The organism is Roseibium sp. (assembly GCF_965233565.1).
In the GTDB taxonomy this organism is placed as follows: domain Bacteria; phylum Pseudomonadota; class Alphaproteobacteria; order Rhizobiales; family Stappiaceae; genus Roseibium.
On sequence record NZ_OZ247494.1, the window covers coordinates 3,066,879 to 3,087,862 of the forward strand.

Here is a 20,984-nt window from a genome sequence, read left to right on the forward strand (position 1 = left end):
ATTTAACCGTTCCGCGGTTTTCGCCTCTGCGCCGCCAGGTCCTTGGTGTAAGCCGCAAGCGCGTCCAGCTCGGCAGCGGCCTTGGCGCTATCACCGGTTTCCAGTGCCGAGGCCAGCGTTTCATGCAGATCAGCGATCCGCTCGCGGTCGCGCAGGCGGTAGACCAGCATGTTCATCAGCGGCTGCATCGCCTCAAAGGCAGCCGCCAGCTGAAAACTCAGCAGCGGATTGCCGGTCGCCGCTGCAATTGCTGAGTGAAACGCAACATCTGAAGCACAGAACTCTTCATCGCTGGTCAGTTTGTCCCGCTGACGCGCGATCTCCTGCGCCATTGCCGCCAGATGCTGATCGGCCCTGTTTTCGGCCGCGAGCGGCAGGGCGGATGTCTCCAGCGCGAACCGCGCCTCGATGGCATCTTCCAGCGGAATGTTGTTCATGCCGATCAGAAGACGCGTCGTCGTCACCAGATTGTCCTGGGCCTCGTCCCAGGTCAGCCGATTGACGAATGCACCGCCGGACGACCCGCGTTCGCTGCGAATGAGGTTCTGCGCGGCCAGGCGTTTCAGGGCTTCGCGCACGGTCGACCGGGAGACACCGAACCGCTCGGAAAGCTCTGCCTCGCTCGGCAGCCGCTCTTCGCTGGCAAGCCGGCCTTCGAGAATGGCATCCCGGATGGCATTGGCGATCTGGACCGACAGCCCCTCTTTTTGAATCGTGTTGAATTCAATCGCCAAGATTTTCTCCGGTCCTGCCCCAATCAACGAGAGGCAACCTAATGAGGCGCCAGGCAGGGGTCAATTGAAAATGTTTAAATGTCTGACAATTAAATGTTTGACTTTTGCATCTTTGACGCGCAGCGTAAGGCCAAACATGATCGGGAGGATCGTATGGAGACCATGACGCGGCTGTTTGCCGGCCACAGGAGCCTGTGGCTTGCCTTCTATGGCTGCGTTCTGGCCGCCTGGGCGGCGCTGTTTGCCATGCAGATGCAGGAGGTCCCGGCCTCCTTGCAGGTGGATGGACTTGCCTATCTGATCTCGCTCTGCCGCACGACTGCCGCCGACGTCGGGTTTCAATCGGCATTTGTCATGTGGTCCCTGATGGCACTCGCCATGATGGCCCCGACCGCCTTTCCAGCCTTTCGCACCTTCGCGCAGTTGAACCGGACCGCGGGTGCGGGTGCAGCGCCGCTCGCGGCCCTGCTTGGCGGATACATGCTGGTCTGGCTGGGCTTTTCTGTTCTTGCGGCCCTCCTGCAGACCCGGCTGGCAGAGCTCGGCCTTATCTCCGACCTTGGCCGGTCGGTGTCCGCCCCCCTCAATGGCGGGCTCTTGCTTCTGGCCGGCGCCTATCAGTTCAGCACCCTGAAGGAAGCCTGCCTCAACGCCTGCCAGAGCCCGATGACCTTCTTCTTCAGCCACTGGCAACCCGGTGCCAGGGGCGGTGCAACGCTCGGCCTCCGGCTCGGGGCCATCTGTCTCGGTTGCTGCTGGGCCCTGATGCTGCTGGCCTTCGTCGCCGGCACCATGAATCTGGCGTTCATGGGCCTCGCCATGGTGCTGATGACCCTCGAAAAACTGCCGGCCATCGGCACGCGGATCACCGCGCCGCTCGGGGTCTTTCTCATTCTGACGGGGGCGGTCGTTCTGCTCCTGCCGCTGACAAACTCAATCAACTAGGGAGAAAACAATGTCCGGATGGGCCATTCGCGGGGAACTGATCCTCAACTGCAATTGCACGGTCTTTTGCCCCTGCGTCGTGTCGCTCGGCAAACACGCACCCACAGAAGGCTATTGCCAGGCCTGGGCCGGTGTTCGCATCGATGAAGGCCACTACGAGGGCGAAGACCTGTCCGGCCTCAATGTTGGCCTGGTGCTGGAAATCCCGGGCCTCATGGCCCGCGGCAACTGGAAGGCGGCCGCCTATATCGATGAACGCGCCAGCGAGGCGGCCTATGACGGCTTGATCAAGATCTTCTCCGGTCAGGCAAAGGGCACGACCGGACTGTTCCGGGTGCTGGTCAGCGAGTTCCTCGGTGCAGAGCGCGCCCCGGTTTCCTACGAAAACGAAGGCAAGAAGCGCCGCCTGATCGTCGGCAAGGCCATCAAGGGCGAAGTAGAACCCGTCCGAGGCGCCAATCCGGATGAAGACATCGTGGTGACCAACACCGAGTACTGGATGGGATCCGACATCACGGTGGCCACCGCCACGCAAGGCCGCGTCCGTGCCTATGGCCGCGTCTGGGACTTTGACGGTCGCAGCGCGGAAATCTGTCAGATCGACTGGTCCGGCCCCGCGGCCGAGCAGGCCGCGTAAGGTCAGGGAGGGCAACATGCAGGTCCCCGCACTTTCCATCTCCCGCCGCACGCGCAAGACCCCCTTTGCCCGGCGTGTTCAGGCGGCCGGCGTCAAGGGTTATACAGTCTATAACCACATGCTGCTGCCAACCGTCTTCGACAGCGTCGAGGCGGATTATCACCATCTGAAAAAAGACGTTCAGATCTGGGATGTTGCCTGCGAACGGCAAGTGGAACTGTGGGGGCCGGACGCTGCGCGCCTGGCCCAGATGCTCACCCCCCGGGATCTGTCCGGCATGACCGAAGGGCGGTGTTACTACACACCCATGGTCGACGAGACCGGTGGCATGCTCAACGATCCGGTGACGACCAAGCTTGCCGAAGACAAGTTCTGGGTGTCGGTGGCCGACAGCGATCTCCTGTTCTGGATCAAGGGCCTTGCCCATGCCTTCCGGCTGGAAGTCGATGTCGACGAACCGGACGTGTCACCACTCGCAATCCAGGGACCAAAGGCCGAGGATCTGGTCGCGCGGCTCTTCGGAGAACGTATCCGCACGATCCGCTTCTTTCACTACGACCATGTCGAGTTCGAGGGCCACAGGCTGGTTCTGGCCCGCTCCGGCTATTCGAAGCAGGGCGGTTTTGAGCTCTATGTCGAGGGTTCCCGTCTCGGCGAACCGATCTGGGATGCCTTCATGGCGGCGGGAGAAGATCTCAATGTGCGTGCAGGCTGTCCGAACCTGATCGAACGCATTGAGGGGCAGCTGCTGTCCTATGGCAACGACATGACCCGCAACAACACGCCGCATGAATGCGGGCTCGGCAGGTTCTGCCAGACCAAGGACGCCATCGGCTGCGTCGGCCGCGATGCGTTGCTGCGCGTTGCTGTGGAAGGTCCTGTGCGGCAGATCCGCAGTCTTGCCATTGACGGCGAACCGGTGCCTGCCTGTGACGAACTCTGGCCGATCATTGCCGGTGGCCGTCAGGTCGGAACCGTCAGTTCTGCAGCCTATTCACCGGATTTCCGCACCAATGTGGCCATCGGCATGGTGCGCATGACACATTGGGACGACGGCACCAAGGTTCAGGTCGACACGCCCCATGGCATGCGGGCGGCGACCGTTTGGGAGACACCGTTTTCCAATCAGGGGGCATGACATGAAGCAGCACTACGATGCCTTCGACAAGGCACCTGCCAATCATGTGCCGCTGACGCCTCTGTCCTTTCTGGAGCGCACCGCGGCGATCTTCCCGGACCGGACGGCGCTGATCTACAATGAGCGCCGGTCCACCTGGCGTGAGGTGCAGACCCGGGTGCGCCGCGTAGCGTCCAGCCTGCGGCGACTGGGCATCGGCCCGGGCGATACGGTCTCCGTCATGGCCGCCAACACGCCGGAGCTTTTCGAACTGCATTACGCGGTGCCGCTCACCGGCGCCGTCCTCAACACGATCAACACCCGTCTGGAACCGGAGACCGTCGCCTATATCCTCGGCCACGGCGATGTACGCCTGGTCATCGCCGACACGGCCTTTTCTGCGGTGATCAAGAAGGCCTTTGCGTTGAACGGCAAGACCTTGCCGGTTGTCGACATCGTCGATCCGGATGGGCCTGGCGGTGAGCGGATCGGGTCGGAAACCTATGAGAGCCTGGTCGGCACGGGTGACCCGGAGCTTGCCTGGACCGGCCCGGAAGATGAATGGGCAGCCCTGGCGCTGAACTACACCTCCGGCACCTCTGGACGGCCCAAAGGTGTCGTCTATCACCATCGTGGCGCCTATCTGATGGCGATGGGCACACCCGTTGCCTGGGAGCTGCCACGCCATCCGGTCTATCTCTATTCCGTGCCCATGTTTCACTGCAACGGCTGGTGCCACGCCTGGACGATGACGTTAATGGCGGGCACAATCGTGCTGATCCGGCAGATCACCGGCGAAGCCGTCTTCAAGCTGATCGCCGAACACGACATCACCCATCTTGGCGGTGCACCGATCGTCCTGTCCATGCTGATCAACACGCCGGAAGACCAGCGCCGGCAGATTGGCCACACCGTCCGGATCATGACGGCTGGCGCGCCGCCGCCGGCCCCCGTTCTTGCCGGCGTCAAGAAACTCGGTTTTGAGGTGATGCAGGTCTACGGCCTCACAGAAACCTACGGCCATGTTGCCCAGTGTCTTTGGCAGGACGACTGGGCCGATCTCTCCCCCGACGAGCAGGCCGAGCGGCAATCCTGGCAAGGGGTCGGTTTTCCGATGACCGAAAAGATCGACGTTGTCGACCGGGACAGCGGCCTGTCCGTGCCGATGGATGGCCAGACCCAGGGCGAAATCGTCATTCGGGGCAACACCGTCATGAAGGGCTATTACAAGAACCCGGACGCAACGGCCGAGGCCTTTGCCGGCGGAGCGTTCAAATCCGGCGACGCGGCCGTGCGCCACCCGAATGGCTACATCCAGATCCGCGACCGGCTGAAGGACGTCATCATCTCCGGCGGTGAGAATATCTCCTCGGTTGAGGTCGAAGGCATTTTACACCGGCACCCGGATGTGGTTCTGGCCGCCGTTGTTGCCCTGCCGGACGAGAAATGGGGCGAGGTGCCCTGCGCGTTTGTGGAACTCAAGGAAGGCAGCCCTGAGACAGAGGACAGCCTGATCGCCTTCTGCAAGGAGAACATGGCCGGCTTCAAGCGGCCCAAGAAGATCGTCCTGACCGAACTGCCCAAGACGGCGACCGGCAAGATCCAGAAATATGTCCTGCGCCAGGAGGCCAGGGCCATGAGCGAGACCACCCAAAAACAGGATTGAGGCACATGACTTTCAAAGCACTGATTGTGAACAAGGACGACGACGGCAAGACCCATGCGGGCATCGAGGAAATCGAGGAAAGCCGTCTGCCGGAAGCCGATGTCACCGTTGCGGTCGAATATTCGACATTGAACTACAAGGACGGGCTGTGCGTCGGCCCCGGTGGCGGTCTCGTGCGCAACTATCCGCATGTGCCCGGGATCGACTTTGCCGGCACGGTGGAGGAAAGCACCGACGACTGGTACAAGCCCGGCGACAAGGTGGTGTTGACCGGCTGGCGCGTCGGCGAAGCCTGGTGGGGTGGTTATTCTCAAAAAGCCCGGGTCAAGGGCGAGTGGCTGGTGCCACTGCCCGAAGGCATTTCCACCCGCAATGCCATGGCGGTCGGCACGGCCGGTTTCACGGCCATGCTCGCGATCATGGCGCTTGAAGATCACGGTATGAAACCGGCAGACGGTCCGGTGCTGGTGACAGGCGCGGCCGGTGGCGTCGGCTCGGTCGCGACCGCCATTCTCGCCAATCTGGGCTACGAAGTCGCCGCCGTCACCGGCCGGGAAAGCACCTGGGACTATCTGAAATCTCTTGGTGCAAGCCAAATCGTGCCCCGTGACGACGTTGCCGAAACCGTCAAACGTCCCTTGGAAAGCGAAACCTGGGCCGGGTGTGTCGACGCTGTCGGCGGCGCAATGCTCGCGCGCATTCTCGGACAGATGAAATACGGTGCGTCGGTTGCAGCGGTCGGTCTGGCCGGCGGCGCGGCCCTGCCGGCCACCGTCATCCCGTTCCTGCTGCGTGGCGTCAACCTGCTCGGCATTGACAGCGTGATGAAACCCTATGACGCCCGCCTGAAAGCCTGGGAGCGGCTGGCAAGGGACCTGCCGATGGACAAGCTGGAAGCCATGATCCAGCCGGCAACACTTGAAGACCTGCCGCAACTCGGTGCGGATATTCTGAAAGGTCAGGTCAAGGGCCGCGTTGTGGTGGATGTAAACGTCTGAAGGTAAAGAGAAAATCGCCGTATCAGGCGGCGATTTTCTCCTGTTCGCGCATGTAGTCCCGGTAGGGCTTCGGCTTGTAGCCGAACAGCAGGTAATCGACCTTGAAGTGGTCGACCAGGCTCAAATAGAGCTCTTCCGACAAAGGCACAAATCCCCTGTTCCTGCCGACATTCTCCCTGGGAAAAGGCGACGTGATGTTCAGGCGTTCTGCAAGTTTTTCGGTGTTCATGTTTTCGAACTTGAACAGAAAATCGGGTCGTTTGTTGGACTGAAGGTGTTCCGTGTACTTGTATTGGCCGGCAAGAACGAACACCTGCTCGGAGATAATTGTCGTGAAGAACATCAAGGGGTCCCAGTCGCCCATACCGGTATAGACCTTCTTGAAAATGCCCTTGTAGCTTTCGTGGGTCATGAACCGATAGCAGGACAGGGCCCTGTCAATCGGCTCACGCACCGTGACCACCACTGTGTACGCGTTCCAGATTTCTCGCGGCACGTTGACGGTCGGCACGCCGTGATTGACAGGGCCGTCAATTCCCAGCCATTTGCGAAAGCTGATACCTGCCGTTTTCGGATTGTGCACGAACACCAGCTTCTGTCTGTGAGAAATGTTGGGATTCATGAAACGCATCCAGATATCTGGCCTGATCAACCCCTAAACCATCTCAGGTTTAGAAGTGATTGAAGATATATCCTGGGTTTAAATCCTTACTTTTGATTGAATCTCAGAGGTCAAGCTGCAACCATAGATAAGGCGGAGCTTCTGATTTGAAGGGAGAGTGCAACGCGCATCGATGGTCTCGGCAGATTTTTTCTCCAATCATCAAGGTGGCAGGCATTCAGGGAAGGTGACCGCACTATTCAGTCGCTCACCCCCATTTCTCTTTCAGAAAATCAATCATCACCCGGACCTTTTGCGGCAGGTAGGAACGGCTCGGGTAAAGCAGCCACGCCGCGGTCTCGAAGGAAGAGGCCGCACAGGCATGGTCGGGGAAAAGGTCGACCAGCGTACCGTTGTCCAGGTCACGCTGCACCAGCATGATCGGCAGAAGCGCAACGCCCATACCGGACCGTGCCGCCGAGCGGATGGACAGGGCATTCGAGATCACCGTCGCACCGCCAACCGGCACGCTGAATGCGTCCTCGTTTTCCCTTTCCCGGAACTGCCAATAGGTCTTGAAGCCAGGGATGGCAAAGCGGATGCACTCCCGCTCCGACAGCTCGTCGGGATGTTCCGGCCGGCCCGTCTTTTCCAGATAGGCCGGGGACGCCACCACACGGTAGCTGGTCGCCATCAGCTTGCTGACAATCCAGTCCCCCTTTGGCATCTGCCCGAACCGCACCGCCAGGTCAATGCCATCGGCCCGAAGGTCCAGATTGGCATCGGAGGCCAGGATCTCGAGGTCTATCTCCGGGTACCTGTCCCGAAACGCAGGCAGAACCGGCATCAGACATTCCTGGACGAAAGAGATGCTGGCCGTCACGCGCAAGGTTCCACGCGGCGAAACGCTTGTCGTACGGGCTTCGTCCCCTGCGGCATCCAGCTCCTCGACGAGCGGCGCGATCCGGTTGAGATAGAGCTCGCCCTCGCCGGTGGGAGCCAGGCTCCTTGTGCTGCGTTGAAACAGGCGGAAGCCGACATCCTGTTCCAGCTGGGCGATCACCCGGGAGACGCTGGATGCATCCAGGTCCAACAGCCGGGCAACTGCGGCAAAGCTGCCGAGATCCCGGACCAGCAAGGCGGTTTTGAGTGTTGAGAGCTCCATTCGTGCATGATACGCACGAGTAAAGTGTAATTCGATCTATTTTTTCACTCATCGCAGGAAACTAGACCGGACATGCCATTCAACAAGGAGGCATGATCATGACACAGTTGCTCCGCATCAATTCAAGTTCCCGGCTGGAAGGCTCGCATTCGGCAGCTGTCGCCGACATTTTCGAGGCAGAGTTTCGCCGGAAACATCCGGGCTGCCGGGTGATCACGCGTAACGTCGCGGATGGCTCCATTCCCTTTATCGCCCAGAAGACCATCGAGGGATTCTATGCGCCGCAAGACGCTCTATCAGAAGACCTGAAGGAGGCAACAGCCCTGTCGGACGAACTGATCCGGGAGATTCAGGGGTCCGAAACGCTGCTGCTTGCCGTGCCGATCTACAATTTCTCAATTCCCGCAGCCCTCAAGGCCTGGATCGATCAGGTCATGCGGATCGGTCACACGTTCTCCATGGATGAAACAGGCTTCCAGGGACTGGTCAGGGCCGAACGGGCCATTATCGTCTGCGCCTACGGCTCTGAAGGGTATCTCAGGGAAGAACCTTTTGCGGCGGCGAATTTTCTGGAACCCTACCTGACATTCCTGCTCACCTTTCTGGGGGTTGAAACCATCGAATTCGTCCATGTGCAGGGAACCGCCACGGCGGGTCCGGAAGACTTTGCCGCCCGGCTTGAAGTGGCAAAAATGGAAGCGAAGCGGGCCGCCTAGGCAGAGGGGCACGGCGCGCCGAAGCCAGTCAGGCAGCGATCGGGACCGAGGGCGGAGAAGAAACGGCAGATTCCCCCCGATTCCGGTTGCATTTGACGGAAACCTCCCATATAAGCGCCCGGTCCAGAGTCGTCCGGCTCGTCGTGGACTGGTCTTTTGCATCCTGATGCGGACCATTTGCGACAACCAAGGGCATGCCGTGTCGGCTCTGAATGCACCAAGAAAGAAGCGGCCGCTTTATCGCGGACGCACCAAGGAAAGGATGCAAAATGCCCAAGCTGAAGACGAAGTCCGGCGCCAAAAAGCGCTTCAAAGTGACTGCGACCGGCAAGGTGAAAACCGCGCAGGCCGGCAAGCGTCATGGCATGATCAAGCGCACGAACAAGTTCATCCGCAACGCCCGTGGCACCACCACGCTGAGCGACCAGGATGCAAAGATCGTGAAGCAGTTCCTGCCTTACGCCTAACGCCAGCCCCGAAGGAGATCATCTAAATGTCACGCGTCAAACGGGGCGTAACCGCCCACGCTCGTCACAAGAAAGTTCTGAAGGCCGCAAAAGGTTATTACGGCCGCCGCAAGAACACTATCCGCGTCGCCAAGCAGGCTGTCGAAAAGGCAGCTCAGTACGCTTACCGCGACCGCAAGGCCAAGAAGCGCAACTTCCGTTCGCTCTGGATCCAGCGCATCAATGCGGCGACCCGCCAGCACGGCATGACCTACGGCAACTTCATCAACGGCCTGAACAAGGCCGGCGTCGAAGTCGACCGCAAGGTTCTGTCCGACCTCGCCATCAATCAGCCGGACGCCTTCAAGGCTCTGGTCGACAAGGCGCAGGGCGCACTGGCTGCCTGAGCCGGTTTGAACAACAGTCTTGAAAACGCGGTCTTCGGGCCGCGTTTTTTTTGCGCCTTAGTCCGACTCACGTTCCTATGCTGCCGGACAGGATTCACGCGCCAGGCCTTTACCGGAACCGGGATCACGCAATGACACATGCCATCATCTTCGATTGCGAGTATTTGACCGCGCCTGGCGCTATTACCCGCCTTTGGGGAGGTCCGTTTGACCCTGATCCGGCAGTAGCACAGATCGGCGCAGTCAAATTGTCTTTGGATACCGGTTTCGAAATTCTGGATGAGTTTCAGGTTTTGATCGCTTCAACGGACAGATTTGGCAAAAAGGTCGACCTCACCCCGTTTTTCACCGAACTGACGGGGGTTGACCAGGCGACCATGGATAACGATGGCGAGACTCGAGGCGAAGCCCTGAGCCGCTTCGAACGCTTTGCCGGTGAGGGGACCCTCTGGTCCTGGGGCAAGGACGAACTCTATCTCTACGGCATCAGCTGTTACCTCGCCGGCATCAAGCCGGCCCTGGCTGCCAGCCGGTTCGGAAACGCCATCGCCCTCGCATTCAATGCGGGCGTGCCGCTGGAGGATCTCCAGAAGACTTCCAGTGGTCAATTGGCTGACTATTTCGGCATCAAAGGCGAAGGCAGGCGCCACCATGATGCGCTCGACGATGCCATGTCCGTTGCCCTGTCCCTTCAGTTTCTTTTGCGCAACGGCAAACTCCAGCCGGCCGATTTCCAGCTGCCGGTGAAGACGAAAAGCCGATAGCAGGTTCAGGTCTGCCGAAGAGCCTTGTGACTTTAAATCAGGACCCTAGTACCCGGTTCGATAGAAGCGGACGGCGCTTGGCACCTTTGCAAGATCATCCTCGGTCCTGACCGACCATTTGAGCGGATAGGCGCCGAAAGCGACACCATTGCCGTCGACCCATACACGATCCAGCAAGGTCTCTCCGGCCTCGGGCAAATCAAAGACTGAACAACTCCGGCCATCCACCGGCCGGGCGATATGGGTTTGCCACCCTGTCAGACCGCATCCTGCAGCCGTTTCAGGATCATTATAAACCGCGGTGACCTCGTCCCTGTTCGTCTTGAGAAGGATCGACTTAATCCTGTGCGTTATTCGCAGGGCTTCCGGGTCTTCCTGCAGGTCCAGAAGTTGTGACCGGTACTGTGCCTGCACTGTCGGCACTCGGCAGGCATTGCTTGCAAAGACCTGGCTCCAGGCCGACACCTGCCCGCTGCCGTCCACCACAAGTCGCGTGATCATGCCGTGTCTGCCCGCCGTTCCGATCGGCAGACAATCAGTGGTCCACTCTCCCTGCAAGCTGGCTGGCACAACCGGCTCAGCGCGCGTTTCCGCCGCAACCACGGTCAAGGCAAGACAAAGGGCAATGGCAGTCGGGCGCATTCTGATCTCCGGTCGAATCTGAAGGAACAAGAGTGAACCGGTAAAGTCTGATTCCGGTCTCCACGTGACTGAAGCGTGGCGCTTTGATGGTGGATTTCACCATTTTGCAACGACGTGGAACGCGTTCCCGGATTTGCAAAGATGTCGGAACAATTCGCGACAAAACCCCGCTCCAGGTTTCCACACTTATCCCCGCTTCCCACTGAAACTGTCTGGTTTTGCACCAGCTTGTTAACTTTTGTGACCACGAAATCGAGGATTTCTGCGGACAAAAGGTTAACGCCTACCTATATTGGCATGGTGATTGCGAGGTTTCAGGAAAGGCACCATCAAGCGTGCCATTTTGAAACAATGAGGCGGAAATACGTGCGAGTGAACCCGGTCAGTTCGGCAGGTCGTGCCAATGTGAGGCGGAAACGTCCCTCTGTGGGAGAGACGGAAACCGAACGCCAGGCCAGCTTTGCCGCGCATTTGCCCGTGCCGGAACGCCCCGCGCTGGAGCGCGACCAGGAGGCTTTCAGCACTCGCTATCGTCCGAATTCCGTTTTCCTGGCACATCTGATCGCCACCCGCGACTATGACATCCAGGCTGGCGCACCCTTGCCGAGCGACACTTTGAACGGCGCCAACAGCTACCGCGCCGTTGCTGCCCTTCCACGCCGCCGCGCGACGGGTCACCTGCTCAAGACCGAGCTCTGAAAGTTTTCAAGTTTCCAGATGTACCACTGGATATCACTGGCCCGGGGCTCTGCCCCGGGTTCTTTTTTCAATTGCCCGTCTTCAACAACCGGATCGCCAAAGTGTGACGCGCGTCACATTTTTTCGTTGCGGGAAGTCCTATATTGAAAAACAGATCCGGACTCCCCGGACCTCCGACCAGATTGGCCACGGACTGGCCCGCCACGGAGACTGAAGACAATGCGAGTAAACCCTGTTTCCGCCGTTCCTGCCCTGCGCATCCGCCAGAAGCCGGTTGCCGAATACGTTCCCAATCCGGACCTTTTTGCCGGCGCCGGCAGCAGCTTTTCCGATCATGACCTGATGCCGGCCCATATCGCGGCCGCCGAACTGCAGCGAGATCTGTCTGCGGGTGCTCATGCCGAATATGCGACCCAGCTCCTTGCCAGCCGCCAGTTGCCGCTGGAAACCGATCTGGAGCGCATGCAACACCATGCGCAGTACCGCTCTGCTGCCGATGACAGCGATGAGCGGTCCTACACGGTGATGCTGTCCGCTTGAAAGCGGTTCCCCCTTACGCTTCGATCCTCAGGAAACCGGTCAGTCCGGTTTTCTGATGTTCGATCACGTGGCAATGGAACGCCCAGTCACCCGGATTGTCGGCAACCAGCGCCACATCCAGCGTTTCTTCTTCCAGAAGCAAGGCAGTATCCGTCACCAGCGGCGGCAGTTTGCGCTTGTTTGATTGCAACAGCCGGAAGGAAACACCGTGCAGGTGGATCGGGTGCGCGTTGGGCGACTCGTTTCGCAGCCGCAGGATGTAGGATTTGCCCAGTTTCAGCGTTGCCAGCGGATCGAAAGGTCCCGGCAGATCGCCCGGCCAGGCCTTGCGGTTGATCGACCAGAACGTATAGCCGAGCGTGCCGCATATGCTCGGCTGCGGCGCATCTCCCTCCGGTGACCAGCCGAACACGAACTCCATCACTTCTGCATTTGCCAGATCGGCCTCGGGCACGGGATTCGGCTTCAGCGGTTTGAGTTCCCGCAACTCCCGGCGAAGACTTTGCCCCCTGGGCCGGAAAGTTGCCAGGTCGCGGTCGCCATTGCGGCGTTTCAGCCTGAGTGTCACCGCTTCTTCTTCTCTGTCCGGAACACGCAGGGCGATGTCGGCACGCTGGCCGGGAGACAGGATCAGGTCTTTTGCCGGGACCGGCCGAGGCAACGGATTTGAATCGATCGCAATCACCTGCGCCTCTCCGCCGGTGATCTCATAGGTCCCCACCCGCGTGATGTCGGTCACCGCCAGGCGCAGTCTGACAAGACTGCCGGCGGCAAAGTCAAAGGTTGGAGCAACTTTCCAATTGACGGTGGAGACTGTGCCGAGCGTGCCGCCACGGGCCGCGTTGCGTGCCTTGTAAAACGCGATGAACTGTCCGTCGCCCCCCAGTCGGAAATCGCGGATGTTGAGCGGCAGATCCTCGTCAAATCCCGGATCCTCATCCTCTTCCACGATCATCATCCCGGTCAGGCCACGGGACATCTGCTCCAGCGTGTTGCAATGGGGGTGATACCAGAAAGTACCGGCGTCGGGCGGTGTGAACTCGTAGCGGAAGGACTGACCAGCCTCGATCGGGTGCTGGGTCAGGTAAGGCACCCCGTCCATTGCGTTGGCAATCCGGAGCCCGTGCCAGTGCACCACGGAAGCTTCATCGAGTGCATTACTGACATCAATGGAAGTCTTCTGACCTCTTTTGAGGCGCAGCACCGGTGGTGGTCCGTCGGTTGCGAAACTCATCATGCCCTTGGTCATCGTTTCCGGCAGGATGCTGTGATCGAGACTGGCGATGGTAAGGGAATGGTCCGCGGCCTGCGCCTTGGCTGAAACAAGGCCGCCCAAAGTGAATGCACCCAACACGCCCGTGCCGCCCAGCAGCAGGTCCCGGCGCGAAAGTCTGGTCATGTCATGTCCTTAAAGAATTCGGTTGGCGCGTCCGGGGGCAGTGAACACCCGGGCGCACCCGATCTCAAGGATCATTTTGACGCGGTCAGACCTTGCCCGGCTCAATAGCCCGCCGCATGGCCGTCCTTGCGCGGATCCGATCCGGCCACCAGCAGATGTCGCGCCTTGTCGATCATGATTGCCTGCGAACCGCCAATCGCTCCGGGCGCGGAAACAACCTCATGCCCGAGCGCGCGCAGCCCGTCCAGGGTCGAGGGCGGCACAAGCCTTTCCGCCTGAAGGGCATGTGTGTCGAGATCGAAGAACATGCGCGGAAAATCGATCGCCGCCTGAACGTCCATGCCGTAGTCGATGATGCTGGTCAGCAAATGGGCGTGACCGCAGGCCTGGTAATGCCCGCCCATCACACCGAAGGTAAGCCAGGGCGCCCCGTCTTTCAGGCCCATCGCCGGGATGATCGTGTGCATGGGTCGCTTGCCGCCATCGATCGAGGCGGCATGACCGGGCTCCACACGGAACGACTTGCCGCGGCAATGCAGCAGCACGCCGCTTTCAGGCGCAACGATGCCGCTGCCAAAGTCGCTGAAGAGCGAATTGATGAAGGAGACCGCCAGACCGTCCTTGTCGACAACCGACAGATAGACCGTGTCGGTTTGCGGCGCGAGCGCACTTTGCGGCAATGAGCTCATCCGCTTTTCCCTGGAGACCTGGGCCGCCAGCTGGTCGATATAGTCCGACCCGATCAAACGTGTGTGGCAGACATCCATATAGCCGGGATCGGTGACGAAGCGGTCGCGGACCGCATAGGCAAGACGCGCCGCCTCCATTTCAAGATGAAACCGCTCCGGGCCAAGCGGATCGAGCGTCTCCAGGTCGAACCTTTCCAGAATACCGAGAATGAGGAGCGCAATGACGCCCTGGCCGTTCGGCGGCAGTTCCGCAACCGTATGACCCTTATAGTCCCGCATGACCGGTGACACCGCCGTGGTGTGGCAGGCCGCCAGGTCGTCTTCCGTCATCAAGCCGCCACGCGCCTGAAGCGCCGCAACAATATCCGCGGCCACCGCACCGGAATAGAACGCGTCGGCGCCGCCTGCCGCTATCTTTTCCAGCGTCTCCGCCAGGTGGGGGTATTTCAGGATCGTTCCAGCCGCAGGAGCTTCGCCGTTGATGAGATACCGTGCTGCAGCGATCGGGTCCGATCGCAGCTTGGCTTCGTTGTTGGCCCAGTCACGGGCAACACGCGGTGCAACCGGGAAGCCGTCCCGGGCATAACCGATCGCACGTTTGAACAGCGACTTGAACGGGGCCGAACCATGCGCCTTGTGCAGCGTCTCCCAGGCACGGACTGCACCTGGAACGGTAACCGCATGCGGCGACGTGTCGGTGAGTTCCTTCACACCCAGCTGCGCCAGTTTTTCCGGCGTCGCTGCACGCGGCGCACCGCCGGAGCCGTTGAACCCGGTCAGGCGGCCGTCCGACTCCATCACGATGGCGAAGCAGTCGCCGCCGATCCCTGTCATATGCGGCTCGACAACACATTGAACGGCAACCGCAGCAATGGCGGCATCGACAGCGTTGCCGCCGGCCTGCAGGACTTCAAGTGCCGCGCTGGTGGCCAGGGGATGGGATGTCGCTGCTGCTGCCTCGCGTGCAAAAACCGGCGACCGCCCCGGTGCCTGAAAATCGCGCTTCACTGATTGTCTCCTGCCCCAATGAGTACTTTTTCGATTTTGCCGAAGAAGCTTCGCGGCTTTTTCACCTATGCGGCCAAAGCCTGGTCTGCTAGCAAAATCGAATAACGGCCAGCACCTTAAGGAGAACCGGCGAAATGCGCAAACTCACTCTTTCAACGGCAGAGACCATCACTTCCGCCGCACTGGAAAAGGCCGCCGACCTGAAGTTGAAGCCGCTGACCGTTGCCGTTCTCGACGCCGGCGGCCACACCGTGCTTCTGAAACGGCAGGACGGCTCGTCGATCATGCGGCCGCAAATCGCCACCGGCAAGGCGGTTGGCGCGCTGGCCGTCGGCACCGGCACCCGCTGGCTCAATGCCAATGCCGAAAGCCGTCCGCATTTCGTCAATGCGTTGAACGGTGTCTCAGGCGGTGCCATTGTTCCCGTCCCCGGCGGCGTCCTGATCAGGGATGAAGACGGCGAGACCCTCGGCGCTGTCGGCATCACCGGCGATACCTCCGACAATGACGAGGCGTGTGCCGTTGCCGGGATTGAAGCCGCGGAGCTGGTTGCGGACTGCGGCTAAGGCGGAACAGGCGTCACCACAACTACCACCCTCATCCTGAGGAGGACCGAAAAGTCCGTCTCGAAGGATCGGCTGCACCCTCCGAGAACAAGGGGCAAATCCTTCGAGACAGCGCTGGCGCGCTTCCTCAGGATGAGGTTGAAATTGTGTAGCTGCTGATCAGGCTATCAAGAGCACCTTCCGGAATATCTCCAGTTCTCCGGATGGATATCGGAAAGTGTCGATCCGTTGCCAGTCCCGTGTCAGAAACAACGACTGCGCAGTGGCTGTCGAGGAGAGTATTTCCGAATAGCCCAGGCGCGCAGCTTCCGCTTCCGCAGCGGCAACGAGAGACGTTCCAATGCCGGCCAGCCGAAACGGCCCGGGCACCAGCAGTGCAGTCAGCCATGCACCCGGATAGCGATCCGAACCCGGGGAAGAATCGCGCAGGGAAACGGTTCCGACCGGCAACCGGACGGTGTTCAGCGCCACGAGGCAACGCGGCAGGCGAAATTCGGTGTGAAGGCATCTTGCCAGATCGCGCCTGGCATCGCCCTGACCGCCGGCCCCATACCAGGCTGGCCATTCGTCCCGAAACCAGACCTCGATGTCTGCAGCAGCCTCAGAGATCGTTTCAAGACAAACGACCGGCCCTTTCGGTGCCGGTCGGTCAGTGTCCGTCTTGGTCAATTGCTGCAGATCCTGCGGTCAGGATTTGTCGCTCAGCTGGTTGATCTTCTTCTGCATCTCTTCGAGCTGCTTCTTCATGTCGTCCAGATCCGACGGTTCAGCCTTGTCTTCCTTGGCCGCCGCTGGTGTGCCGCCGGCCTCACCGGTCGGGAACGGCATGAACATCTTCATGGCGCGCTCGAACATTTCGGTGTTGCGCTTGACCTGGTCCTCAATGGCGTCAAACGCCGTGGCGCCGAAGGCTTCGCTCATCTGGGAGCGCAGCTTCTCCTGCTCCTGGGTCAGCGAGGTCATGGAATATTCCAGGAAGCTCGGCACCAGACCCTGCATGCTGTCACCGTAAAACCGGATCAACTGGCGCAGAAAGGTGACCGGCAACAGGTTCTGCCCCTTGCCTTCCTGTTCAAAAATGATCTGGGTCAGGACGGAGCGGGTGATGTCCTCACCGCTTTTTGCGTCGTAGACGACGAAGTCTTCCTCCCCCTTCACCATCACCGCAAGGTCCTCAAGCGTGACATAGGTGCTGGTGCCCGTGTTGTAGAGCCGCCGGTTGGCGTATTTCTTGATGATTGTCGGCTCGCTGGTTTTGGCCATCCGTGAATTCCGCCTGTTTGCCTTCGGGCATGAACGGGACATCCTCCCGCTCTGGTTTCCCATTTGACGACAAGGCCTTCGCAGGCTTGTCATCTCCTCCGACTAAGAGACTAAGCCAATCGTATCGGATCGTGCCACCCTTTTTATGTGCAGTGACGAAAGGATAATGCCGCAAATGCGAAAACAGGTCGCTGATAAGGGCTGATACGGTTGACACGACCTGCTGGTGCAGTTTCTAGTCCTTGCATCAATTGGGATCAAAGGTGCCCCTGCGGCACCAGTCTACTAAGGTCGATCGACCTCAAGTCCTGGAGAGTATGATGAGCGCTTCCACCGATATCGTCATTGTCAGCGCGACCCGCACGCCGGTCGGGTCTTTCAATGGTTCTTTTGCCAACATGCCGGCCCATGATCTTGGCGCCATCGTCATGAAAGCAGCTCTTGAGCAGGCCGGTGTCGATGCGGCGGACGTGGATGAAGTGGTCTTCGGTCAGGTTCTGACAGCCGCCCAGGGCCAGAACCCCGCCCGCCAGGCTGCCATCAAGGCTGGCATTCCCGACAGCGCCACGGCCTGGACCCTCAACCAGGTTTGCGGCTCGGGCCTGCGCACCGTTGCCATTGCAGCGCAGCAAATCCAGGCGGGCGACGCCACCGTGATGATGGCAGGCGGCCAGGAAAACATGTCGCTCTCCACCCATGCCGCCCACATGCGCAACGGCTACAAGATGGGCGACTACAAGATGATCGACACCATGATCAAGGACGGTCTGTGGGACGCCTTCAACGGCTATCACATGGGCCAGACCGCCGAGAATGTTGCCGAGAAGTGGCAGATCAACCGCGAGCAGCAGGACGAATTCGCCGTTGCGTCCCAGAACAAGGCGGAAGCGGCCCAGAAGGCCGGCAAGTTCAAGGACGAAATCACCCCGGTGACCGTCAAGGAACGCAAGTCCGAGCGCGTCGTCGAGGACGACGAATACATCCGCCACGGCGCCACCCTTGAAAGCGTCGCCAAACTGCGTCCGGCCTTCACCAAGGAAGGGTCCGTCACCGCGGCCAACGCATCCGGCATCAATGACGGCGCCGCCGCCCTCGTTGTGATGAGCGCAGCCGAAGCCGAAAAGCGCGGCCTGACCCCGCTGGCACGCATCGCCTCCTGGGCAACGGCCGGTGTCGACCCGGCGATCATGGGCTCCGGTCCGATCCCGGCGTCCCGCAAGGCGCTGGAGAAGGCCGGCTGGTCGGCCTCCGATCTGGATCTGGTAGAGGCCAACGAAGCCTTTGCCGCACAGGCCTGTGCCGTGAACAAGGACATGGGCTGGGATCCGGAGATCGTCAACGTCAATGGCGGCGCCATCGCGATCGGTCACCCGATCGGTGCATCCGGCGCCCGCATTCTCTGCACCCTGCTGCATGAAATGAAGCGACGCGATGCCAAGAAAGGCCTCGCAACGCTCTGCATCGGCGGCGGCATGGGCGTCGCCATGTGCCTGGAGCGCTAAGCGCCCCAACACAGCGAGATCATGGCCGGTTCACGCCGGCCATGAAGACTGAACGAATCGTACGTTCAAAAACCTCGAGGTCCGAAGGGCCCGAAACCGGAAGTCAGGAGGAAGGGGAATGAGCAAGGTCGCATTGGTCACGGGTGGCACGCGCGGTATCGGCGAAGCAATTTCGCGGGGCCTGAAAGACGCTGGCTACACAGTGGCGGCCACTTATGCCGGCAACACCGAAAAGGCGGAAGCCTTCAAGGCCGAGACCGGCATCCACGTCTACAAGTGGGACGTTTCCGATCCTGACGCCTGTGCTGCGGGCATTGCCCAGGTGGAAGATGAATTGGGTCCGGTGGAAGTCCTGGTCAACAATGCCGGCATCACCCGCGACGGCATGTTCCACAAGATGGACTTCGACCAGTGGCGGGCGGTGATGTCCACCAACCTCGACAGCATGTTCACCATGACCAAGCCGGTCATCAACGGCATGCGCGGACGCGGCTCGGGCCGGATCATCAACATCTCGTCCATCAACGGCCAGAAGGGTCAGATGGGCCAGACCAACTACTCCGCAGCCAAGGCCGGCGTGATCGGCTTCACCAAGGCACTCGCGCAGGAGAACGCCTTCAAGGGCATCACGGTCAACTGCGTCTGCCCGGGCTACATCAACACCGACATGGTCGCCGCCATGCCGGAAAAGGTGCTGGAGTCGATCGTCTCCAACATTCCGGTCGGCCGCCTCGGTCATCCGGAAGAAATCGCCCAGACGGTGGTGTATCTCGCTTCCGACGCGGCCGGTTTCATGACCGGTGCGGTCATGACAATCAATGGCGGCCAGTATCTCGCCAATGGCTGATCATCAGCGCAATTGAGCTGTGAAAAGGCGCTCCCTATGGAGCGCCTTTTTTATTGGCCGCGCACAGCGTCGTCAGCCTGCCGGCCCTTGAAGAAGTTAAAGAGACGGTTCCTTGGCTCCGGCCGGGTATCCCGGTCGAGACTGCGCGCCTCAGTGACATCCATCTGGAACGAGGCCAGCATGTCGATCTGACCGTCCAGCAAGGTTATTTCCTGGCTGGTCGTCTCCAGCGACAGAGTGCCGATCAGCTGCACGGGTTCATACACGTAATCCGCCTCCCAGTCTGTCTTGAGAGAATAACGGATCATCTGGTTGGGGTCCGGTGCCGGCATATGACTGCACATGCCGGCCCCGGGAACGAGATACCCGGTTGTCGCCCGGCCATCCGGCCCCGCCACCGGGATCACGTAGCCGGTAATGACAATTTCGCGACCGGCAACGTCAGGATTGCCTGCCATTGCGGCGGCGGCCCTTTTCCTGGCGATCTCCAGCCGTTGCGACAACAGGCCGTCGACATCAATACCAGCTGCAACGAGCCTGGCCTCCTCGGACCGCAAACGCTGTTCGATCCCGGCCCGCGTCTCGGCGGCAATACCTTCCTCTTCAAGTCGCAGCCGCAAGCGCAAGATGGTTCCAAGGGACCGAAGGTCATACACACTGAGGGCTGCAAACGGATCATCGAAGGAAGCAGATGCCGGATCCTTGAGATCTGCCCATTCCACCGCCGTTGCGGCCAAAGCCGCAGACGCGGACAGCAGCATCATCAGCAAACAGACAAGACAGCGTGTCACGAGATCCTTCTCCTGGCCAATTTCACGGGCCCCATAGCGCAAGGTTTACCATCTTTGCAGACATTGAGCAGCCCTGCCCCTTGACCCATGCGCCTTCCTGCCCCTATCTCCCGGTAACAAAACGCGGAGCATTCACACACATGGAATTCGAACACGCCCCGAACGATCCGACCCGCAAGGAACTGTCGCCGCTGTTGAAGCTGGCGCTGGAACTGGGACCGCTTGGGATTTTTTTCCTGTTCAATTCCCGGGGCGAACAGATTGCAGAGGCGTTTCCGGTCTTGCAGACAATCGGTGAACCGATCTTCCTGGCAACGGCCGCTTTCATGGTCGCCATAACGATCTCACTGGTCGTCTCGCTCTGGCTGACCAGGCGACTGCCGATCATGCCACTTGTTTCCGGTGTTGTGGTTCTGGTCTTCGGCGCCCTGACGTTGTGGCTGCATGACGAGTTATTCATCAAGCTGAAGCCGACCATCGTCAATTGCCTGTTCGGTTCCGTCCTTCTAGGTGGGCTCCTGTTCGGCAAGGCGCTGCTTGGTTACGTCTTTGACAGCGCCTTCAAGCTGACCGACGAAGGCTGGCGCAAGCTGACGTTCCGCTGGGGCGTCTTCTTCTTCGTTCTGGCCATCATCAACGAGATCGTATGGCGCAGCTTCTCAACCGATTTCTGGGTCAGCTTCAAGGTGTTCGGCATCATGCCGATCACCCTGGTCTTCACCCTGACCCAGCTGCCCCTGATCCAGAAACACGCCATCGTGGAAGAAGGCGAGGCCTGAGGGGCCTTCGGACTGTTCCTGCAGTGGTCGTTCCCGCGAAAGCGGGCACCCAGGAAGCCTCAA

General features: G+C 60.3%; 24 protein-coding genes. 15 read left to right on the plus strand and 9 right to left on the minus strand.

Translation table 11 applies throughout. From position 1 onward, the window contains the following. Positions 1–2: 2 nt before the first annotated feature. Positions 3–734 (minus strand): FadR/GntR family transcriptional regulator, encoded by a 732-nt coding sequence (locus ACO6TG_RS14115; protein ID WP_422378751.1) that lies wholly within the window; start codon positions 732–734, stop codon positions 3–5. A 153-nt stretch (positions 735–887) separates the two neighbouring features. Between ACO6TG_RS14115 and ACO6TG_RS14120 the strand changes: the two genes are divergently transcribed. Genes ACO6TG_RS14120 through acuI form a run of 5 tightly spaced genes read left to right on the plus strand, consistent with a single transcriptional unit; the run spans position 888 to position 6,097 of the window. Next, on the plus strand, positions 888–1,679 hold the full coding sequence (locus ACO6TG_RS14120; protein WP_422378752.1) for a DUF2182 domain-containing protein: 792 nt from the start codon (positions 888–890) through the stop codon (positions 1,677–1,679). Positions 1,680–1,689: 10 nt separating this feature from the next. Further along, positions 1,690–2,316: a DUF1326 domain-containing protein gene (locus ACO6TG_RS14125; RefSeq protein WP_094072936.1), complete on the plus strand. Its 627-nt coding sequence runs from the start codon at positions 1,690–1,692 to the stop codon at positions 2,314–2,316. Positions 2,317–2,332: 16 nt separating this feature from the next. Then, positions 2,333–3,454, plus strand: coding sequence for a dimethylsulfoniopropionate demethylase (locus tag ACO6TG_RS14130; protein ID WP_422378753.1), 1,122 nt, complete (start codon positions 2,333–2,335; stop codon positions 3,452–3,454). 1 nt (position 3,455) lies between these two features. After that, positions 3,456–5,099 carry an acyl-CoA synthetase gene (locus tag ACO6TG_RS14135; protein ID WP_422378754.1) on the plus strand — a complete coding sequence of 548 codons (1,644 nt, stop codon included), beginning with the start codon at positions 3,456–3,458 and terminating at the stop codon, positions 5,097–5,099. Between the two features lie 5 nt (positions 5,100–5,104). Continuing rightward, positions 5,105–6,097, plus strand: coding sequence for an acryloyl-CoA reductase (acuI, locus tag ACO6TG_RS14140; protein WP_422378755.1), 993 nt, complete (start codon positions 5,105–5,107; stop codon positions 6,095–6,097). Between the two features lie 22 nt (positions 6,098–6,119). On the opposite strand, the gene ACO6TG_RS14145 is transcribed toward acuI, so the two are convergent. Together ACO6TG_RS14145 and ACO6TG_RS14150 are read right to left on the minus strand one after the other, a co-directional pair. Beyond that, positions 6,120–6,719 carry a hypothetical protein gene (locus ACO6TG_RS14145; protein WP_422378756.1) on the minus strand — a complete coding sequence of 200 codons (600 nt, stop codon included), beginning with the start codon at positions 6,717–6,719 and terminating at the stop codon, positions 6,120–6,122. Between the two features lie 247 nt (positions 6,720–6,966). Then, entirely contained in the window at positions 6,967–7,863 is an 897-nt protein-coding gene (locus ACO6TG_RS14150) for a LysR family transcriptional regulator (protein ID WP_422378757.1), read from the minus strand. 98 nt (positions 7,864–7,961) lie between these two features. Here ACO6TG_RS14150 and ACO6TG_RS14155 point away from each other — a divergent pair, with 98 nt between their 5' ends. The 4 genes from ACO6TG_RS14155 to ACO6TG_RS14170 all read left to right on the plus strand — a co-directional run bounded on the left by ACO6TG_RS14155 (position 7,962) and on the right by ACO6TG_RS14170 (position 10,196). Continuing rightward, positions 7,962–8,579, plus strand: a complete 618-nt coding sequence (locus ACO6TG_RS14155) for an FMN-dependent NADH-azoreductase (protein WP_422378758.1) — start codon at positions 7,962–7,964, stop codon at positions 8,577–8,579. A 269-nt stretch (positions 8,580–8,848) separates the two neighbouring features. Continuing rightward, a complete protein-coding gene (gene rpmI / locus ACO6TG_RS14160; RefSeq protein ID WP_023002610.1) occupies positions 8,849–9,046 on the plus strand; it encodes a 50S ribosomal protein L35 in 198 nt (65 codons plus the stop codon). Positions 9,047–9,072: 26 nt separating this feature from the next. Next, positions 9,073–9,432 (plus strand): 50S ribosomal protein L20, encoded by a 360-nt coding sequence (gene rplT / locus ACO6TG_RS14165; RefSeq protein ID WP_422378759.1) that lies wholly within the window; start codon positions 9,073–9,075, stop codon positions 9,430–9,432. Positions 9,433–9,563: 131 nt separating this feature from the next. Further along, positions 9,564–10,196 carry a 3'-5' exonuclease gene (locus ACO6TG_RS14170; RefSeq protein WP_422378760.1) on the plus strand — a complete coding sequence of 211 codons (633 nt, stop codon included), beginning with the start codon at positions 9,564–9,566 and terminating at the stop codon, positions 10,194–10,196. Between the two features lie 45 nt (positions 10,197–10,241). On the opposite strand, the gene ACO6TG_RS14175 is transcribed toward ACO6TG_RS14170, so the two are convergent. After that, positions 10,242–10,838, minus strand: coding sequence for a hypothetical protein (locus ACO6TG_RS14175; protein ID WP_422378761.1), 597 nt, complete (start codon positions 10,836–10,838; stop codon positions 10,242–10,244). Positions 10,839–11,264: 426 nt separating this feature from the next. On the opposite strand from ACO6TG_RS14175, the gene ACO6TG_RS14180 reads away from it, so the two are divergent. Next, positions 11,265–11,537: a hypothetical protein gene (locus tag ACO6TG_RS14180; RefSeq protein WP_422378762.1), complete on the plus strand. Its 273-nt coding sequence runs from the start codon at positions 11,265–11,267 to the stop codon at positions 11,535–11,537. A gap of 219 nt (positions 11,538–11,756) precedes the next feature. Continuing rightward, positions 11,757–12,077 carry a hypothetical protein gene (locus ACO6TG_RS14185; RefSeq protein WP_422378763.1) on the plus strand — a complete coding sequence of 107 codons (321 nt, stop codon included), beginning with the start codon at positions 11,757–11,759 and terminating at the stop codon, positions 12,075–12,077. 13 nt (positions 12,078–12,090) lie between these two features. On the opposite strand, the gene ACO6TG_RS14190 is transcribed toward ACO6TG_RS14185, so the two are convergent. Further along, positions 12,091–13,476, minus strand: coding sequence for a multicopper oxidase family protein (locus ACO6TG_RS14190; RefSeq protein WP_422378764.1), 1,386 nt, complete (start codon positions 13,474–13,476; stop codon positions 12,091–12,093). Between the two features lie 101 nt (positions 13,477–13,577). Further along, positions 13,578–15,173 (minus strand): gamma-glutamyltransferase, encoded by a 1,596-nt coding sequence (gene ggt / locus ACO6TG_RS14195; protein ID WP_422378765.1) that lies wholly within the window; start codon positions 15,171–15,173, stop codon positions 13,578–13,580. Between the two features lie 134 nt (positions 15,174–15,307). Here ggt and ACO6TG_RS14200 point away from each other — a divergent pair, with 134 nt between their 5' ends. Further along, positions 15,308–15,739 (plus strand): GlcG/HbpS family heme-binding protein, encoded by a 432-nt coding sequence (locus ACO6TG_RS14200; RefSeq protein ID WP_422378766.1) that lies wholly within the window; start codon positions 15,308–15,310, stop codon positions 15,737–15,739. Positions 15,740–15,898: 159 nt separating this feature from the next. Here ACO6TG_RS14200 and ACO6TG_RS14205 read toward each other — a convergent pair whose 3' ends face one another. After that, complete coding sequence (locus ACO6TG_RS14205; protein ID WP_422378767.1) at positions 15,899–16,408, minus strand: GNAT family N-acetyltransferase; 510 nt, start codon at positions 16,406–16,408, stop codon at positions 15,899–15,901. Between the two features lie 18 nt (positions 16,409–16,426). Further along, positions 16,427–17,002 (minus strand): polyhydroxyalkanoate synthesis repressor PhaR, encoded by a 576-nt coding sequence (gene phaR, locus ACO6TG_RS14210; protein ID WP_422378768.1) that lies wholly within the window; start codon positions 17,000–17,002, stop codon positions 16,427–16,429. Between the two features lie 320 nt (positions 17,003–17,322). On the opposite strand from phaR, the gene ACO6TG_RS14215 reads away from it, so the two are divergent. Beyond that, on the plus strand, positions 17,323–18,504 hold the full coding sequence (locus tag ACO6TG_RS14215; protein ID WP_094074863.1) for an acetyl-CoA C-acetyltransferase: 1,182 nt from the start codon (positions 17,323–17,325) through the stop codon (positions 18,502–18,504). Positions 18,505–18,622: 118 nt separating this feature from the next. Next, on the plus strand, positions 18,623–19,351 hold the full coding sequence (gene phbB / locus ACO6TG_RS14220) for an acetoacetyl-CoA reductase (protein ID WP_422378769.1): 729 nt from the start codon (positions 18,623–18,625) through the stop codon (positions 19,349–19,351). A gap of 50 nt (positions 19,352–19,401) precedes the next feature. Here phbB and ACO6TG_RS14225 read toward each other — a convergent pair whose 3' ends face one another. Further along, positions 19,402–20,142: a DUF3299 domain-containing protein gene (locus tag ACO6TG_RS14225; RefSeq protein ID WP_422378770.1), complete on the minus strand. Its 741-nt coding sequence runs from the start codon at positions 20,140–20,142 to the stop codon at positions 19,402–19,404. Positions 20,143–20,282: 140 nt separating this feature from the next. On the opposite strand from ACO6TG_RS14225, the gene ACO6TG_RS14230 reads away from it, so the two are divergent. After that, the gene (locus ACO6TG_RS14230; RefSeq protein ID WP_422378771.1) at positions 20,283–20,921 is read left to right on the plus strand and encodes a septation protein A; all 639 of its coding nucleotides are present in this window, start codon (positions 20,283–20,285) and stop codon (positions 20,919–20,921) included. The last annotated feature ends 63 nt before the right edge of the window (positions 20,922–20,984 follow it).

What these genes read in the sequence shown, in the direction of transcription:
- ACO6TG_RS14190 (WP_422378764.1), bottom strand. Translation starts at nt 13,476, where the DNA reads ATGACCAGACTTTCGCGCCGGGACCTGCTGCTGGGCGGCACGGGCGTG.
- ACO6TG_RS14185 (WP_422378763.1), top strand. Translation starts at nt 11,757, where the DNA reads ATGCGAGTAAACCCTGTTTCCGCCGTTCCTGCCCTGCGCATCCGCCAG.
- ACO6TG_RS14145 (WP_422378756.1), bottom strand. Translation starts at nt 6,719, where the DNA reads ATGAATCCCAACATTTCTCACAGACAGAAGCTGGTGTTCGTGCACAAT.
- ACO6TG_RS14125 (WP_094072936.1), top strand. Translation starts at nt 1,690, where the DNA reads ATGTCCGGATGGGCCATTCGCGGGGAACTGATCCTCAACTGCAATTGC.
- acuI (WP_422378755.1), top strand. Translation starts at nt 5,105, where the DNA reads ATGACTTTCAAAGCACTGATTGTGAACAAGGACGACGACGGCAAGACC.
- phaR (WP_422378768.1), bottom strand. Translation starts at nt 17,002, where the DNA reads ATGGCCAAAACCAGCGAGCCGACAATCATCAAGAAATACGCCAACCGG.
- ACO6TG_RS14170 (WP_422378760.1), top strand. Translation starts at nt 9,564, where the DNA reads ATGACACATGCCATCATCTTCGATTGCGAGTATTTGACCGCGCCTGGC.
- ACO6TG_RS14230 (WP_422378771.1), top strand. Translation starts at nt 20,283, where the DNA reads ATGGAATTCGAACACGCCCCGAACGATCCGACCCGCAAGGAACTGTCG.
- ACO6TG_RS14200 (WP_422378766.1), top strand. Translation starts at nt 15,308, where the DNA reads ATGCGCAAACTCACTCTTTCAACGGCAGAGACCATCACTTCCGCCGCA.
- ACO6TG_RS14215 (WP_094074863.1), top strand. Translation starts at nt 17,323, where the DNA reads ATGAGCGCTTCCACCGATATCGTCATTGTCAGCGCGACCCGCACGCCG.
- ACO6TG_RS14155 (WP_422378758.1), top strand. Translation starts at nt 7,962, where the DNA reads ATGACACAGTTGCTCCGCATCAATTCAAGTTCCCGGCTGGAAGGCTCG.
- ACO6TG_RS14175 (WP_422378761.1), bottom strand. Translation starts at nt 10,838, where the DNA reads ATGCGCCCGACTGCCATTGCCCTTTGTCTTGCCTTGACCGTGGTTGCG.
- phbB (WP_422378769.1), top strand. Translation starts at nt 18,623, where the DNA reads ATGAGCAAGGTCGCATTGGTCACGGGTGGCACGCGCGGTATCGGCGAA.
- ACO6TG_RS14135 (WP_422378754.1), top strand. Translation starts at nt 3,456, where the DNA reads ATGAAGCAGCACTACGATGCCTTCGACAAGGCACCTGCCAATCATGTG.
- ACO6TG_RS14120 (WP_422378752.1), top strand. Translation starts at nt 888, where the DNA reads ATGGAGACCATGACGCGGCTGTTTGCCGGCCACAGGAGCCTGTGGCTT.
- rpmI (WP_023002610.1), top strand. Translation starts at nt 8,849, where the DNA reads ATGCCCAAGCTGAAGACGAAGTCCGGCGCCAAAAAGCGCTTCAAAGTG.
- ACO6TG_RS14150 (WP_422378757.1), bottom strand. Translation starts at nt 7,863, where the DNA reads ATGGAGCTCTCAACACTCAAAACCGCCTTGCTGGTCCGGGATCTCGGC.
- ACO6TG_RS14130 (WP_422378753.1), top strand. Translation starts at nt 2,333, where the DNA reads ATGCAGGTCCCCGCACTTTCCATCTCCCGCCGCACGCGCAAGACCCCC.
- rplT (WP_422378759.1), top strand. Translation starts at nt 9,073, where the DNA reads ATGTCACGCGTCAAACGGGGCGTAACCGCCCACGCTCGTCACAAGAAA.